General features: G+C 31.2%; 16 protein-coding genes. 1 reads left to right on the top strand and 15 read right to left on the bottom strand.

Annotation, left to right across the window (positions count from 1 at the left end; genetic code table 11):
* Positions 1-231: 231 nt before the first annotated feature.
* The 12 genes from J8H85_RS18210 to J8H85_RS18155 form a co-directional block, all read right to left on the bottom strand.
* Complete coding sequence (locus J8H85_RS18210) at positions 232-714, bottom strand: nuclear transport factor 2 family protein (RefSeq protein WP_209657052.1); 483 nt, start codon at positions 712-714, stop codon at positions 232-234.
* Positions 715-871: 157 nt separating this feature from the next.
* A complete protein-coding gene (gene drt3b, locus J8H85_RS18205; protein WP_209657051.1) occupies positions 872-3,013 on the bottom strand; it encodes an antiviral reverse transcriptase Drt3b in 2,142 nt (713 codons plus the stop codon).
* Positions 3,014-3,016: 3 nt separating this feature from the next.
* Complete coding sequence (gene drt3a, locus J8H85_RS18200; RefSeq protein WP_209657050.1) at positions 3,017-4,498, bottom strand: antiviral reverse transcriptase Drt3a; 1,482 nt, start codon at positions 4,496-4,498, stop codon at positions 3,017-3,019.
* A 677-nt stretch (positions 4,499-5,175) separates the two neighbouring features.
* Complete coding sequence (locus tag J8H85_RS18195; protein ID WP_209657049.1) at positions 5,176-6,009, bottom strand: mechanosensitive ion channel family protein; 834 nt, start codon at positions 6,007-6,009, stop codon at positions 5,176-5,178.
* Between the two features lie 28 nt (positions 6,010-6,037).
* Complete coding sequence (locus J8H85_RS18190) at positions 6,038-6,214, bottom strand: hypothetical protein (protein ID WP_209657048.1); 177 nt, start codon at positions 6,212-6,214, stop codon at positions 6,038-6,040.
* On the bottom strand, positions 6,214-6,786 hold the full coding sequence (locus J8H85_RS18185; RefSeq protein WP_209657047.1) for an RNA polymerase sigma factor: 573 nt from the start codon (positions 6,784-6,786) through the stop codon (positions 6,214-6,216). Before J8H85_RS18185 ends, J8H85_RS18190 begins: the two co-directional genes overlap by 1 nt.
* Positions 6,787-7,169: 383 nt before the next feature.
* A complete protein-coding gene (locus tag J8H85_RS18180; protein WP_209657046.1) occupies positions 7,170-8,777 on the bottom strand; it encodes a hypothetical protein in 1,608 nt (535 codons plus the stop codon).
* Between the two features lie 112 nt (positions 8,778-8,889).
* A complete protein-coding gene (locus J8H85_RS18175; RefSeq protein WP_209657044.1) occupies positions 8,890-9,504 on the bottom strand; it encodes a DEAD/DEAH box helicase in 615 nt (204 codons plus the stop codon).
* Positions 9,505-9,607: 103 nt separating this feature from the next.
* Positions 9,608-10,630, bottom strand: a complete 1,023-nt coding sequence (locus tag J8H85_RS18170) for a zinc-binding metallopeptidase family protein (protein ID WP_209657042.1) — start codon at positions 10,628-10,630, stop codon at positions 9,608-9,610.
* A gap of 149 nt (positions 10,631-10,779) precedes the next feature.
* On the bottom strand, positions 10,780-11,358 hold the full coding sequence (locus J8H85_RS18165) for a YceI family protein (RefSeq protein WP_209657040.1): 579 nt from the start codon (positions 11,356-11,358) through the stop codon (positions 10,780-10,782).
* 22 nt (positions 11,359-11,380) lie between these two features.
* Positions 11,381-11,734, bottom strand: coding sequence for a nuclear transport factor 2 family protein (locus J8H85_RS18160; RefSeq protein WP_209657038.1), 354 nt, complete (start codon positions 11,732-11,734; stop codon positions 11,381-11,383).
* Between the two features lie 85 nt (positions 11,735-11,819).
* Positions 11,820-12,404 carry a Crp/Fnr family transcriptional regulator gene (locus J8H85_RS18155; RefSeq protein ID WP_209657036.1) on the bottom strand — a complete coding sequence of 195 codons (585 nt, stop codon included), beginning with the start codon at positions 12,402-12,404 and terminating at the stop codon, positions 11,820-11,822.
* Between the two features lie 94 nt (positions 12,405-12,498).
* Between J8H85_RS18155 and J8H85_RS18150 the strand changes: the two genes are divergently transcribed.
* A complete protein-coding gene (locus J8H85_RS18150; RefSeq protein ID WP_209657034.1) occupies positions 12,499-13,707 on the top strand; it encodes a multidrug effflux MFS transporter in 1,209 nt (402 codons plus the stop codon).
* 12 nt (positions 13,708-13,719) lie between these two features.
* Here the strand turns inward: J8H85_RS18150 and J8H85_RS18145 are convergent, their stop codons facing one another.
* From J8H85_RS18145 to ahr, 3 genes are all read right to left on the bottom strand, one after another.
* Complete coding sequence (locus J8H85_RS18145; protein WP_209657032.1) at positions 13,720-14,238, bottom strand: DinB family protein; 519 nt, start codon at positions 14,236-14,238, stop codon at positions 13,720-13,722.
* Positions 14,239-14,248: 10 nt separating this feature from the next.
* Positions 14,249-16,021 (bottom strand): ABC transporter ATP-binding protein, encoded by a 1,773-nt coding sequence (locus tag J8H85_RS18140; protein ID WP_209657030.1) that lies wholly within the window; start codon positions 16,019-16,021, stop codon positions 14,249-14,251.
* 370 nt (positions 16,022-16,391) lie between these two features.
* On the bottom strand, positions 16,392-17,399 hold the full coding sequence (gene ahr / locus J8H85_RS18135; RefSeq protein WP_209657028.1) for an NADPH-dependent aldehyde reductase Ahr: 1,008 nt from the start codon (positions 17,397-17,399) through the stop codon (positions 16,392-16,394).
* Positions 17,400-17,501: the final 102 nt, after the last annotated feature.

Raw genomic sequence — 17,501 nt, 5'->3', positions numbered from 1 at the left:
TCTACTGTTTGATGATTTTTCAACACTTCCTTTACGCAACGAAGTTTAAAATCGTAATTGTACTTGACTTTTCTTTCCATAAAAATACCCTCAAATAGTGTCTAACTTTTTGGGGGCAGTTCATTATGGGCGAGGATTTTCCGAAGGAAAATCAGAAGCAAGCAAATGAGTAACTAACTTTGGTTAAGCTAAAAGTAGCAATTATTTTTATACATTGTTGTAAAAACGTTTTTAGTGTTTTTCTGTCTCAATGCTTCTTGCATCCGAAATAAGGTGTGCTGTAATTCTCCATTGGTCAGTTTTTTCAAATAATCTATAATGAGAAGTTTTTCGAGTTCCCAAATTTTTGTTTTCAGCTGTTTTCTGTCCTTTCCGTTCGACTATTGAAATTACTAATATGGCTTTGTCGGTTATTCTTTTGAGTTTTAGTGTGGTTTGTTCAGAAATTCCAGCCATTACAAAGTCAAATTCAAACACTTTGGTCAGATATTTTTGTATTTCTGATTGTCCAATTTGATTAATCCCAAATGCATTAGTAAAATCCGCATTTTCTGAATACCATTTACAGGCTAATTCCGCATCTTTTACTTTCCAACCTCTATTCCAATCATCGATTTTGGTCACAATTTGCAAACTGTCTGATTCGGTTATGTTTTGGGAAATAGTTGTTTGACTCCCCAAAACAACTATCAATATTAACATTAATCGTCTCATTTCTCAAATGTTTTACAACGGTCTCCTTTATTTTGATTTATTAATTTAATTAAAAGTAGCCCCTGACTCAGACTACTTTTTAGTAAGAACTCAACTATAGAGTTTACTTACACCGTTTGTGTGTGTTGCTATTGCTAGCTGTCAGTTACGGTATGCTTTAATACACTTCTTGGCTTCTTTTAGCTTGGAGTTCTAATCCAAAATCAAACTCTGTCCATTTTGTAAACCAGAATTTTTCTTGCTCAATTAATGTAATTTGATTGTCTTTTATATCAACTAAAGATAATAATTCTTTTTTGTACTTATATTTTTCATCCTTTAACTCTTTAATATAGCTTTTTAAACTTTTTGAACCTCTTGTCTTAGCATCTTTAACTTTCCATTTAAGATGTGACCTGACTTCGTTATTTAGATATGGGCAAGTCAATATGTCAAAAAAAAGTAAGACCAATTCTGCATCATCTTTCCAGCCATATATTTTACCTGTTTTAAATTTTTTTAGAATAACATTTTTCAACTCTTCCAAAATTGGAGCGTAAGCTTTAACGTCTTTAATATAAAAGAGCAAAACTGTTATTGAAAAATAGTTTAATTCACTATTAAAACGTACAGAATTATTTTTTCTAATTGTTGCATTAAAGTACGAGCATAAAACATTTATATTTAATCTATATTCTCTTCCTAATTGGCTTAATGCAATTAAGAGATAAAGCGTCTCAATCTGAGTTTCTTTTTTGCTTTTATTTTTATGAAGAATTAAATTTATTTCATCAGATATTTTTTTGAAAATGTTATGTTTATTATTAGAAGTGAAAGGTTCTTTATATTGATTTGTTTTATTTTTTTTCAAAAAACTATTAATACTGTCAATTATTAGACAAACTTTAATTGTTGAATTAACTCTAGGTGAGACAGAGTATAAAAAGAATGTTACATCAAGAATTTCTAAAAATCCTTTTTCAAATTCTTTTTGAGTTTTAATGGTGCTTTCATCTTCAAAATTTTTATACTTTTTGATTAATTTTTTAGTCTTATTATCTAGGACAGCTAATGTGTAATTCATTATGTCCTTATATTCTACTTCAGATTCTTTAATAATTGATTTAAATCGAGTTATTACATTATTAGAACTGAAATATAGTATTGAATTTGATTGCTCACTCTCTTCTACTATTATTTCTTTTTCTTTTAAAACTAAATGACTATTAAAAAGGTCATTTATTTTCTGTTTAGCAATACTTATTTCAGTAATTATTGGCTTGGAATATAGTAATGACTTTTTATCATTCAAGTACATTCTGTACTCTTTCAATGATAACTTAAATGCTTCTGTTATTTTATCAATCTGTGATTCTTCATTGTAAAAGATGAAGTAGTCATCAACATATCTAAAAATCTCGTAATCGACCTTATGTATTAAATTGTTTACTTTTGAATCTATTGATTTTAGCTTTTCGTAGATATTAACATCTATTTGTTGTAAAATTAATTCAGCAAATATTCTTGAAAATTCAGGACCAATAATAATCCCATTTGTTTCATTTGCATTTAGGTCTTGCATTAAGCAGTCAAACTCACCACCAAATGTAGATTCTAATGAATTAATATTTGATTTAACAATTCTTTTGTTAGTTAATGCCCAAGGAAGAGTGTGAGTGTAAATGCTATCGAAACATTTTGTGATATCTATTTTTAGTAATTTGTTATACTTTTTTTCACTTCTATGAAATTGATATGATTCATAAAATTTATGGATGTTACTGTATTTTCTGTAACTGAAAAATGATTTTAAGTTTTCATACTCACTGTCATCCTGTTCAATTTGAGAGTGTTGCAGGTCTTTATCTTCATTTCTTTTATGAAGTACATCATTGTAAAATGTAAAATTAGCTACCTTGGATGGCTTTCTAATTGAAAAAGGACTTAACGAGGAGTAATAGACTATTATGTTTTTATATTTTTCATAAAAGTCTACCATCTTACGTTGATTTACAGGATGAATTACGCATAATTCTCTAAAGTCATTTTTTTTATGTGTGATATTAAATCTAAATGGTTTAGTCCTCTCCTCAACACCAAAAAGAATTGATTCTATTTCGTGATAAGCCTTACCACATTTTAATTTATAATCTGCTTTCTCTTTGCCTTTTAATTGGTAGAGTTTGGTGTAAAATTTTTGACTATTTATTAAATATTTATAAAAATACCTATTTGAAAAAGTTACTGGAGTTTCATATGGTAAAACATCAGATAAAACAACTCGTTCTTTGGAATATGATATTGGAATTTTCTTTTTCATTTCCTATAAGTTTTTCCAGATTTGAATCATTTTTCCGTTTTTGTAAGACTTTGTATTAAATCTTACTAAGCTTTTTGTCCTAAAACCACTTTCAAAAGACATTTTTTTGAGCTTATCTATAAGTTGACTATTTGTTGAAGACGGTAAGGCTGTTATTTTGCCTTTTAAGTATTTATCGAGTTTTTTTAAATCAGAATAAGGTGTACTTAGAAACTCATTAGAAAAATAAATACCAATAAAAACATTACTTTTTCTTCTAAGGAGTTGATGATTATTAGTTAAAAACTTGATTCGTTTTAATAGCATTCTTTCAGTTGAATTTTTCCTTGCAGAATATTTTGTAATTGAACCATAATAGTCTGAAAATGAATTGTCAATTTTTTTCTTATATCTTTCAAATTTCTCATCAGACATAAAGATTTGAATATCATCCTTGGTAATTGATTTATCTTTTTTGCTATATGGTATAATAAATTTATAACCTAAATATGTTAATTCGTATTTGATAGATTTTTTTCTGTCTTGATTATTCGGTGTAAGGTCAATTATCTTTGTTTTGCTTGTGTTAATTTTTAATCTAGTGGAACTTAATAATATTCTTTTAACTTCATTTTGATAAGTAGCAATAGCCTTAGTTTCACTCCTATGGTTAGGAGTTATTATAATTACTATATCATCTACATATCTACAGTAATAAGTTACGGTATTTAATGATTTAACTTTTTTATCAAAACTTCTTAAATATAATTCAGCTAAATAAGCACTAAAGCCGATGCCTCTAGGTATTCCTACACGTTCGTCATTATTTGTTTTTAACCCGTCTGCTAATAATATATTCCAATATTGGTTTAAAACTCGTTTTATCATTTTCTTTGAAGGATAGCTAAGTAGACTATTTTCTTCAATTTTGGCTAAAAGTTCCTTGTGTGGAATAGACTCGTAGAATTTTTTAATGTCCGTTCTGATGATTACCTTAGGGAAGCTGTCATTAAGTAATAATCTTAATTGGTCAACGATTACCTTTCTGTTAGCTTGCTTAACTTTAAATGTTTTGTAAATATTTCTTTGTAACTGCTTAGTAACAAAATAATTTTCAGGATTATATTCAATCTCATATAATTGACTGCCCCACTTTATTTGTCCTTTTTTGATTTTTAACTCATAATCTTCAACATCTGTTTTTTCTGCTATTTTTATTAAAATGTTTTCGAGTTCTTTTTCTCTAGTTTTTTTAAGTTCGTCTTTTTCTGAATTTAACTTATCAAGTTTTGTGTAATCCCTATCTTCAATTTTTGATATAGATTTTAATTTGTAAGCCTCCTCTCTTATTTCTTTATTTTTTAAAATTATTGAATCAGAAACCTCTCTTGATTTTTGAAAAATGTCTGAATCGAAAAATACTTTATCTTCGAGATAACGACCTTTCCTATTCTCAACATCAAGGAGTATTCTGAAATTTTCATATGAGAATGATTGGTCTAGCATTTTATTGGTTTCTCTGTATTTTTCTCGTATTGGCTCACAACTTGTTTATACACTGAACTTTTATCCTTTTATACCGCCATTTTGGTTGGCTATGAGGAAAGTTTTGTTGCTTTTTATATTTTTTAGCTTCCATTTTTAAGGTAAAAATTATAGTACGTGGCAATTTAGAAATGTTTTACAATATATCAAAGCATATTTTTCACAAAGCCATAAAGTTTTGTTTCCATGCACCCTCCTGCGCCCTTTGTTCAGTTAAAGCCCTATTTAAAAAAAATACACCCGAACCGTAGACGAACAAAACCCGAACAAAACTGGAACAAAACCCCTAGTTTTTTGGGGTGGTGTCTCAATGTGTGTCAAATTGTGTCAAATCGTCTCAAATCGTCTCAAATTGTGTCAAATTGTGTCAATATGCGTCACGGTTTGGTAATTCAACTTAGGGTTTCGTTGTTTTGCTGGTATTTCCCTTTTTCTATATATAACCTGTGTTTTGAAGGCACACATGCTATTGGCTTGTATTGTGAAATATTATTTATAGCAAATTTGTAGTTTGTATATTCTTTAACCTTTTTTTATTTGGGGTTTATTCATTTCGTTTATAATTCATAAAAAAATCCCTTTTCATAAACATAAAAAGAGATTTAATACTTGTTATTTTTAATTACGGAACTATAAATCTAAAGCGAATCTTCAATATGCACCTGACTTTCTACAATATCTTTAATTGGTACAATAAGTTTCCCTTTTTCTGTTTTTAAGGTTACTGAAATTCCATCTATAGATACTACTTCGCCTTTTATATTATTAAACTCTATTTTTTGCCCAACTTCATAAGTTTTACGTACATAAAATGTTTTTAGTAAATCGCCCACTACTTTTTGGGCACCAATACCAACTGCCAATACAACAGTTAATATAAAACCGCCTATAATGAATGAAACGTTATTGCTTATTATTTCGGTATCTACACCTGCCTGATCTAATGCGGTGATAGAAATGAATATTAAAAAAATAATAAACACCAATTGACTGATGAGTTTTGCACCCGACAGTTCTATAGATTCAAAAAAAGATTTGATGCCATTTTTTATCATGTTGGCTAATAGCAAGCCTCCCATAAAAATGATTAATGCACTAAATAGCTTTGGCAGGTAGCCTAAAAAGTTGCTTATTTCTTGCGATATGATTTGCAGTCCTAAAATATCGGAAGCCATGATAAGCAGCATGATATAAATAAGCATTTTCACAAAAAGAGAAACCACTTTTACGGTATTGAAATTCAGTTTTTTACCTTCAACAATTTCTATCTGGTTTATAGCATCGTCTATCTTGTGTACCTTAGCCAATACCAATACTTTTTTAATAATACGAATGACCAATTTTGTAAAAAACCAACCAAATATTAAAATGACCAATGTGCCAATAATATTAGGGAATATGCTGGATATTTCAAACCATACTTTGGTTAAAGATTCCATGGCAATCTCTTTCCATCTTGCTGCTTTTTCCATAATTTGCTATTATTAAGGTTTATTTATTTTATTGCTTTTTTCTATTGTTTATAACTGTTTCTATAACGTTTCCAATATTATAGGAGAATAACGCTGCTAAATCCATAAGCAACTTAGCCATGGCAATATCGTTCATTACCTTGGCCTTAAGTTCTGGTGGAACTTCTTTAAGTGGCTGGTTTATATGTTTAAACGGGTTTTCCATTAACTAAAGTTTTCATTATACACGGTTATAAGCTTGTCTTTAGCACGCTTAATCCTCATTTTAACAGCACTTTCACCAATACCTAAAACACTTTCAATATCTTTTATAGACAAAAAGTCTTGATATTTCAGTAATAAAATCATCTTTTCATCTGGTGAAATGAGTTCTAATGCTGCCTGTAATTTATCTACTTTCATGGTTAGAAAATCACTTTCGTTCTCAATATCGGAAATGTTTTCTATGTCGGTATAATCTACCGATTGTTTTTCTATTTTTTTAGCGGTGTTTCTGGTTACATAATTTACACAATGGTTATATGTAAATGCATAGAGCCATGTGGAAAATTTAGAAGTGCCTTTAAAACTCGCCAATTTAACAAAGAGTTTTAAAAACACATCTTGGGTTAAATCTTTAGCCTCTTCTTCATCTTTGGCAAAACCATAACATTTATTAAAAACCAATCTGGAAAATCTATCGTATAAGACTTCAAACAGTAAAGTATCATTGTTAATTACAATGAGCTTAACTAAATCTTCATCAGATAAGTGGTTATGGTTAGTGAGGGTTTCCAATAGCAGCTTGGGCTAGTTTAATGGTTTGCTTTTTGTTTAAGGCAAGTTACATATATTTTAAAAGAAAGTAAAATAAAAAGGAGTCTCCGGAAAGACCCCTTTTTAAAAAAATCCCTAAAACAACTTCTTTGTCAATAACAACTTTTGTTCAGGTTAAATATAAGTACCTTATAAAACTTAATAATTTAACCAAATTCCAACCACTTAGAAAACAAAAGCAAAGGGTTACTGATAAATTCAGTTATAACTAATTAATAGCAGTGCAAATATTGTTATTAGATATTATATGGCACTAAAATTAACTACGCATTTACTACGCATGTGCAAAAAACGAGTGCTTTTGTATGATTAAAGCTATAATTTAACTTAGCTCATTTAGAATTTTAAGCTATTGTAATTTCTTTAAATGTTTCTTTAAGATGTTCTACCAAAGATGTTTCTTTGGTGTTCAGATTAATTTTTTTACTAATCCTATACCTCTTACTTTCTAAGGCTCTAACAGATATACCTAAAAACAAGGCTATCTCTTTATTTTTAAAGTCCATATACAAATAATAACATGTAATAACCTCAGAGTCATTTAACTGTGGATACCTAGATTGTATTCTGCTAAAAAATTCTACATTAAGTTCATTAACCAATTCCAGATGGTTTTCACTTTTATCTAACAACGTAGATGAATTGTGTAGTAGGTTTTTATACAAATCTTTTATTTTCTCTTTTTGAATTGAAACTTCACTTAAAGTTGAGATGCTTTTAACTTCTTTCTTTAAGTTAGTAATGTATTCTTCCAAACCTAATAACTTACCCGTAAGTTTTTCATTATTCGATTTTAAATAGGATAGATTATTCACTTTATTAATGGTATCATTCAATTTAAATTTATGTTTTCTATAATGAACAAAAAACAAAATACTTAAAAAGAATAATATACAGAATAACAATACAGCCAATGCACCGTTCCAAAACTTTTTATCACTTTCCTTTTTTAATTCGCTTTCGGTTTGCAATAATGTATTGCTTAGTTGAAAACTTGCTTCCACGTTATTTTTATACATTTTCCGTTCAAAAACCGCTAACGAATCTAAATATGTTTTAGCATTATCAATATCTCCAAGCGATTTGTAAAAATCGGTTTTAAGGTTAAAATACCGCCTTACCAAATCATCACTCATATAGTTTCTAAGCTTTGTTGACTTATTTAAATAAAATGATACAGAATCCGTTTTTTTATTTTTAAAATAAAACTCAGCAAAATTTACGTCGAGACCTACATTAAATGATGCATAATTATACCTTACAATTGTTGGATTGTTTTTTAAACCTTCAAACTCTTTTAAGTAGGTATACGCTTCATCCAATTGGTTCAAGTCCATATAGTTTAATGTTAACATATAGGTGGCAAACATATACAGGTAAGCATCATCTTCAATAGATTTATATGTATCAAGGTACTTGTGAATTAATTCATTACACTTCTCATAATTTCTATTTGAAAATTCTATGTAAGCATACATTTGCTCTACCTCTATTAAACCATTGGTATTTTTGTCTAGCAGGAAATATTCTTTTGCTTTTTTTAGATACTTAAATGCTAAAGAGTCTTTTTTAGCAAAATGCAGGTTTGCAAAAAGTTCTAAACTAGCTTCGCCACCTACTTTATAATTTTTTTCTTTATCGGCATATTTAAGAGCCAGAATATAACTTTGGTATAACCGTGCATACTCATTTCTTCCATCATGTATTAACGCTTTTATCGCATAATAATCGGCAAGACGGCCTTTAATGGTTCTTTCAGTGGGCTTTGGAATGGAATCTAAAAAGATATGTGCTTTATCAGGGTAATCATCAATATAATTATCGGCAGAATCTATAAAACGAATATAGTTGCCATTCCCACTATTTTGTGAATATGCAACTGTTTTACATACTAAAAAGCATATAAAAACAAACCCCTTAATAATAGCCTTGTATTTGAGAGACTTAAACAAAAAATATACTTTTGAAAGTTTTTATTAATTTATTGAAATTATACAAAAAAAGCTAATTTATCTTTTAGTTTAAAATTTATAGAATTGGGGCAATTAAGTAAAAGATTATTAGCTATTTAGAAAATTGTACTGTTTCAGATAGATACATAAAGGAGTCTTGCCAACGCTCAAAACGGGCATCAAATTTTTCTGAAAACACAAGATATTGACATTTACCGATGCTTTCGGGCGTTCTGGTTACCTCAGCAAAATTATTGTTTCTAAATAAAAATTCGGCATCTTCAACAATACACATTTGTAATTTGTTCAAGTTAATTCCGTTTAAATAAAAAATTCTATTCAGGCGTTTTGGAGTTGCTATAACGATATCGGTCCCTAAGTAAAGTTCTTCACGCTGTAACTCCATATTATGTTCTTCATAAGCACAATACACACGCAAATCGGTCCCTCTTTTATAAGTATTGAAAATTTCTTCAAGTTTTAATGCTTCTTCTTTATCTTTTACAAAAATTAAAGCACGAGGGGCATCTTCAAAAGCTTCCTTCAATTTGTTTATTACACTTATTACAATGCTTGTAGTTTTTCCGGCATTTTTTGGCGCCATTACAAACATGCTTTTACCGCCTTTTATTTTTGAAAGGATGGCTGTTTGCAGTGGATTGGGCTGTGTAATACCGTTTTGTTGTAAATTATCTTTGAGAGGTTCTATAAGTTTTTTAAAAGACATTGATGAATTTCGTTTTATTAAAAACAAAGATAGCCTTTTAAAGTTCAATTAGAAATTGTTGGTAAGAATAATAATATGATCTAGAAATCCGTTTCTTTACTAACTACTTTATATTCTGTTTTTTTAACAAATTATGGATAAATGTTAGCTTCTGCAGCACTTTGTTAGGCACCATAAATGGATAAATATCTGGTAGTCCCATAGATCTGTTCAAACTATTAACCGCACATGTTAAGGCTATACTGGCATCAAAAATATCTTTGAAATTCTCTGTTTTGTAAGGGTTTGGACAGGTGTTTGTCACCAGTTTTTTTACATATTCGGTATTTGGGTTAAACGTTATTCCAAAACAATGGGCCGTTTCTAAAGTATCCATTAAGTGCAAATAATGAGACCAGGTTTCTGCCCAATCTTCCCAAGAATGTGAACTGGCATACTTGCTAATGAAATTTTGGTTCCAATGGCTAGGAGCCCCATTATTGTAATGGTTTTTTAAAGCTTCTCCATAATCTTCACGTTCATCACCAAATATATTTCTATATGATTCTATGTTGGAATCATCAAACAAAAGTTCCCAATAATAATGCCCAATTTCGTGCCTAAAATGTCCTAAAAGTGTTCGGTAGGCTTCATTCATTTGCGTTCGTAATTGCTCGCGGTGTACAGAATCTGCTTCTGAAAGAATGATGGTAACCACCCCATTTGCATGCCCTGTAAGTTTATTTTCATCATTATTTTCCGATAAAAAATCAAAAGCCACACCTTCCTCATCTACAAGTTTAGATTTGATGGGTAACTTAAGCTTTAACAACTGATAAATTAAACGGTGTTTGGCAATTTCTAACTTTGTCCACTTATCAAAATGGTCTGTATTAGACTGATTTGGAACCGTACGATTTAAACTGCACGCTAAACAAAATTCGGTATTTTTATTATTATCTACTAACCAATTACACACGCCCAAATCAAAATTAGAACACAACTTATGAAAGTTATCTTGATTGTTATTGGGAATATCAAAGACATCCAAATAGTGATTATACCCTATGGATGTATTACAATATTGGCAAACGGTGTTTTCAAAAAAAACAGGTGATTTACAATTAGGACATTCAAAAACTTTCATAGTGATATGGTTTAAACACTTTTATTTAAGAATGGTTGGTTTAGCCAAATGTAATATTTTAATTTAATTTTTATTGAATTAATTAAATCAAAAAGGGCGTTCATTTCTGAACACCCTTTTCTTAAGCTATTAAATCAGTCACTCTGTAATTAAAACTCTAAATCTGCTACTAAGTCAAATTCATCGTAAATAGCTTTATCTTTCAACCCATCAAAAAAGCTTGTTGATCCGTAACGTACATCGTATAATGTTCTATCAACTTTTAATGATGCTGTTGCTTTGTTTCCGTAAATAGAAATGGTAAACGTTGCTGGATTTGTTTTTCCTTTTATGGTTAAATCGCCAGTAACAGTGTATGCATTTTTACCTGAAGCCGTTACTTTAGTGAATACTAATTTTGCTGTTGGATGTTTTTCAACACCAAAGAAATCGTCCGATTTTAAGTGTCCATCTAATTTCCCTTTCATGGTACCTTCTAAATCGGTAGAACCGATGCTGTTCATATCCATTACAAACTCACCACCTACTAATTTATTATTATCAAATGTTAAAGAGCCTGATTGGATAGCAACAGTACCTTCGTGTGAACCTGTTACTTTGTAACCTTTCCAAACTACTTTACTTTTGTCTGTTTTAATTTCTTTTTTCTCTCCCGCTTTTGTTGTGAAAGAAAATGTTGTAAATGCTACTAAAGCTACGATTGCTAAATTTTTAATTGTTTTTTTCATCTTGTTATTGTTTTGTTTTTGTTTATGATCCGTGATAAAATTTTTCTTTTATAATTTTTCCGTCTTGCCACTCTTGAACAGCTACTTGAGTATAGTTTTTACAACCCAAGTCTTTATGAGTATAATCAAACTGCCATTCTACCATGGTTGTTTTTTCGCCCACGGTTACTTTTAAGGGTTTTGCACATCTAAATTCCGTTATAGCAGCAAAAAAGGCTTCTTCGCGTTTTCTGTTTACTTCTTTACCTATAAATACTTCGTTATCATTTTCTTGCATTATAACGTCATCATGATAATAAGTCTCAAAAGCTTCCAACCCCTTACCTTGAAGGATTAAATCATTTACAGCGCTTATTTTTTCTATTAAAGTATTCATAATAAATTACTGGTACAAATATCTAAAATATGTACGCTATAGAAAATGACATAGATTATCAAATGATGTTAATCTAGTTTAACATTTATTGTTCCAAAATTAGCTGGCTTTTAATTTTACTAAGAAATTCTTTAGTAATACCAAGGTAAGATGCAATCATATACTGAGGGATACGCTGCTCTATAAGAGGATATTGGTCTCTAAAATAAAGGTATTGTTCTTTGGCCGAAAGACTAAAACTTCTAACAATACGTTTTTGCGATGCTACAAAAGCACGTTCTATAATTTGTCTAAAAAAACGCTCTAGTTTTGGGATTTCTCTGTATAAATCTTCAATAATATCATAGGAAAACATGACCAATTCTGAATTTTCCAAACATTGCACATTAAAATCGGCCGGGGTTTGCGTGATGAAGCTGCCCATATCAGAGGTCCACCAATCTTCAATTGAAAACATAAGAATATGCTCCTGCCCTTCTTTATCTACATAAAAGGTTTTGGTACAGCCCTTCAATACAAAACATTCATATTTACATATATCACCTTGTTGTACAATATATTGTCCTTTTAAATATTTTCTAATTATGAGTTTGGATTTTAAAAAAGCAATCTCATCATCGGTTAAATCTATATAATTGTTTATGTATTTTAATAAGGGGTCGAAGTTCATTTACAAAAAGGTTTTAATACAAATTTAACAATATATCGCGGGTTTATTAATCTAAATTAACTTTTAACTTATTTAATAGAGGTACTTTTGCCACATGCAAAAAGCACAAACATTTAAATTTGAATTTGTAGCGTTAATGGCTTCTTTAATGTCTATAGTAGCCCTCTCCATCGATGCTTTATTACCAGCTTTACCAGTTATTGGTAGTTCATTACATATTACAAACCCTAGCGATAACCAATTGCTTATTACCATGATTTTTTTAGGCTTGGGGTTTGGACAACTTATTTTTGGGCCTTTATCTGATAGCTTTGGAAGAAAGCCCATTGTGTTTTTTGGATTTTTAGTTTTTATAGTTGCCAGTATTGTTTGTGTAACTACTGATAACTTTGAAGTGATGCTTATTGGGAGAGTGTTTCAAGGTATTGGTTTATCTTCTCCCAGAAGTTTAAGCATTTCTATGGTAAGAGATTCGTACAGTGGTGATTATATGGCAAAAATAGTATCCATTGTTGTCATGTTCTTTATTTTAGTACCTGTAATAGCTCCTACATTAGGCACCTTTTTTCTTCAGTTTTTTAATTGGCAATCTATATTTTATTTCAATTTAGCATTTGGAATAATGATCATGACTTGGTTTTGGTTACGCCAACCCGAAACCCTTCAAAAAGAAAAACGCGTGAATTTTACGTCGCATCTATTCACAAATGGCATTAAAGAATTCTTTAAATACCCTGAGGCCATCTCTTACACATTGGTTTCTGGTTTTATTACGGGCTCGTTTATGGTTTATTTAAGTACTTCTCAACAAATCTTTGTGGACCAATACCATTTGTCTGATATGTTCCCGTATATATTTGCGAGTTTAGCCATTTCCATTGGGCTTTCTACCTATTTAAATAGTGCCTTGGTTGTAAGGTTTGGTATGTTTAAACTGGGTTATATGGCAACCATTGCCTATAGTGTGGTTTCCATTTTATATGTAGTTTTATTTTGGTCTGGAAACAACCCAAGTATTTATATTTTAATCAGTTTTTTTGGTTTACAATTTTTTGCAGTAGGCTTTATATTTGGAAACTTACGAGCTTTGGCTATGCAACCTTTAGGCCATATAGCTGGTATTGGAGCTGCATTAAACGGTTTTATTTCTACAGTTATGGCAGTTCCTATTGCTAATTTTATAGGTGGGTATGTTAAAACATCTGTTTTACCGCTGTTTATTGGGTTTTCTGTTTTTGGTGTTTTATCTGTTTTGGTTTTTGTTACCTTAAAACGAAAAACAGCCTTAGCTTTAGCTAGTTAATATAGAACCTAATTACAAATACCTTTCTTTAATAATATCTATATGCCATTGGTAATGCCCTAAAATAATAAACGCTGCGGCTCTGGCAGACATGGCATTGCCATTGGCCATCCCTATACATTTTAAATCTTCATCACTTAAAGAATTAAGCAAGGCAATAAAACTTTGTCGAACCGTTTTAAATTCTTCCATTAACAATTCCAAGCTTTTATTTTTTGCGTTTGAAGGTAAAATATAATCGTTTTGCTCAAACCCAGGTAATGATGTTTTATCCTGTCTTGCAATACAGAAACAACGGTATTGAAATACACGTTCGGTGTCAATGAGGTGTTGAAAAACTTCCTTCACGCTCCATTTTTCATTAGCATAAGCATAATTCAACTTAATAGCAGGAATGTTTTGAAAGAAGTCAATAATATTTTGAGAACTTTCCTTAAACCCCTCTATTAGCGATAGGTCTTTAGGCACTAATGCCAAATAATTACCGTAATACGTATGGTATTCTGTGGTATGTAGTTCTGAAATTTTCATAATAGCCTTTTTAAATTTTCGCTTGATACGTGTATAAATCGTAATATCTACCCTGTAAAGCAATCAATTCATCATGGTTGCCTCTTTCAACTATATTTCCAGCTTCAATTACTAAAATTTGATCAGCTTTTTTTATAGTACTCAAACGGTGCGCAATTACGATGGTGGTTCGATCTTTTATTAACTCTGATAAACTTTTCTGAATTAAGGCTTCACTTTCTGTATCTAAACTCGAAGTTGCCTCATCTAAGATAATAATTTTTGGGTTAGCAAGAATAGCACGAGCAATGGCCAAACGTTGTCGCTGTCCGCCTGATAATTTCACTCCGCGTTCACCAATCAAAGTATCTAAACCATTATCAAAACGGTCGGTAAACTCGTTTACATAAGCAGCTTTTACAGCATTTTGTAATTCGCTTTCAGTAGCATTGGGTCTTGGGAATAGAATATTTTCACGTATAGTACCTTCAAATAAAAATTCATCTTGTAAAACCACACCTAAATATTTGCGGTAGGTACTTAATTTTACTTTTGATAAATCTTGATTATCAATAGTTACCATCCCCGATTTTGGGGTTAAAAAGGTGGCCGATAAACCTGCCATGGTTGATTTTCCAGATCCCGAGCTTCCTACAAGTGCTGTTACAGAACCTGCTGGCGCTGTAAAATTGATGTTATGCAGCACTTCTTTACCTTCCTCATAAGAAAACGACACGTTTTTAAAAGTAATTTCGCCTTTTAAGTCTTTTAAGTGAATGGTGCGCTGGTTATTATCTTCTTCTGCTGTCATGTTCATTAATTCCTCAGTTCTATCTAAACCTGCTAAAGCTTCAGTAAGTTGGCTTCCAATATTACTCATTTGTACAATGGGTGCAATCATAAAACCAAGAATTAAGGTGAAGAACAGAAAATCGCCCGTAGTCATTTCACCAATAATCATATAATAACCACCCATGCCCATAATACCTGTGGTGGCAACGCCTATTAGAAAAGTTGAAGAACTTGTCATTAACGCCGTGGCTGTTAAACTCTTTTTTACGTTTTGGTATAGTTTATCAACGCCCTTTTCGAACACAATTTGTTCTTGTTCCTCCGCATTAAAAGCTTTAATAACACGCACACCTGCTAAAGTTTCAGTTAAGCGACCGGTAACTTCGGCATTAATTTTTCCTCTGGTTCTAAAAATGGGTCGAATGTATTTAAAGGCCCTTAATGCAATATATCCAAAAATTGAAAGTGGTACGAATACAAAAAGTGTCATCCACGGATTTAATTTTATTAAAATAACCAATGAAACAATAGCTGTAAAACTGCCACCAACCATTTGCACCAAACCGGTACCAATTAAGTTTCTTACCCCTTCAACATCACTCATAATACGCGATACCAGGGCGCCCGATTTAGTATTATCAAAAAAACTTATGGGCAACGATAATACCTTTTTTTGAACCTGTGCGCGCAATTCACTTATTAAATACTGTGCCTGTACGCTTAATACCCTTGTTAATAAAAAGGAGGTTACCGCTTGTACCAAAATAGCTGTTAGTACAATAGCTATTAAGGTATAAAGTTGTGAAAAATCTTTGTTGGGGATTACCTCGTCCAACAATACTTTACTTTGCCAAGGTAAAATTAAACCTGATATACTTTTAATCACTATTAAAATCAACCCAATGAAAACCAGATTACGCCTTGGCCAAATAATGGTTTTAAAGGCTTGCGCCATGGTAACTCTGGGTTTTGATTTATCTGTGTTTTTTGAATGTGTTCTTAGGTGTTGCATTATAAAATAACTTATAATAGAAATGAATGGTAAAATTAACCATTCTAAATGGTGTATTCTACTAATTTGGTTTTAAATAAAAGAGGCTATCTAAAAAAGTGTATTAAGTTTTATGTGTCAGGTTGAGCTTGTCGAAACCGATATTGATTATCAGTATTTTGAAATATTTCCACAAGCTCAATATGACTTAGAACTACACTTTTTAGACAGCCTCTTAGTGTCATAAATGTTATAAACCTTTAATCGCGTTTTGCTTTTTTAGCAAGTTTTGCTGCTTTCTTTTCTTTTGGTGTTAAAAGGGGCTCTTTTTTAACCGTTTTCTTAGCGTCGTGTGATTTTGCCATAATAAATAAATTAAATTAAACAATTTTTAAGCTTTTAGTACAATTCTAAATCGGGCTTTGCCGTCTTCCAAGTGCTTTATAGCCTTATTAACATCTTCCATTTTAAATTCTTCAACCGTTGGGTATATATCGTGCCTTACACAAAATTCCAACATTTTTTTAGTTAATGCAATACTTCCTATGGGGCTACCTCCAACTGTTTTTTCTCCCATAATCAAACTAAACGCAGGTATGGCCATAGGCTCTAACACTGCTCCAACCGTATGCAATTTACCTTGTGGTGCCAATGTAGTTAAAAAAGAATTCCAATCGAGCGTTACGTTGGTGGTATTCAAAATAAAATCCAATGTGCCCGCAATACTTTCTAAAGCTTCTGGTTTTGTTGAATCGACCACATGGTGTGCGCCCATTTTTAGAATCTCTTCTTTTTTATTAGGGTTTGAACTAAAAGCCGTAACCTCGCAACCCCAAGCTTTTAAAAACTTAATGGCCATATGCCCAAGTCCACCAACACCTATCACCCCTACTTTATCGGTAGGCCGTACACCAGACAGCACAATGGGGTTAAAAACCGTAATACCTCCACAAAATAAAGGGCCTGCTTTTGCGATATCTAAACCTTTTGGCAATGGAATCACCCAGGACCAATGCCCACGCACTGCATCTGCAAAACCACCATGACGCCCCACAATAGTAGCTTCTGAACTGCCACATAAATGCTGTTTCCCATCCAAACATTGGTTACAGTGCATACAAGCGCCAGAACTCCAGCCCATCCCTACTTTATCGCCAATTTTCAAACCTTTTACATCGCTTCCTAAGGCTGAAACTTCGCCAACAATTTCATGTCCGGGTACTAACGGAAATTGGCTCATGCCCCAATCGTTATTAATCATGCTTAAATCAGAATGACAAATACCGCAATAGAGTACTTTAATATCTACTTCTTCTTTACCGATATCTGGTAAATCGTACTGAAACTTCTCTAGTTTAGCACCAGCTTCCTTTGAGGCATACGCATTAATTTTTTTCATGATTTCAAATGTTGGATTAGTGTTTATGAAGATACGGAAAAACTTCAGCAGTACAGAGCATAAAGAAGTTAAATTTCTTTTAATTTTAAACCTCATATTTCA

It is taken from the genome of Mariniflexile gromovii, assembly GCF_017814435.1.
Lineage (GTDB): Bacteria > Bacteroidota > Bacteroidia > Flavobacteriales > Flavobacteriaceae > Mariniflexile > Mariniflexile gromovii.
Note: the sequence above shows the minus strand (reverse complement) of the source record. Positions and strands in the feature narration are given on the sequence as shown.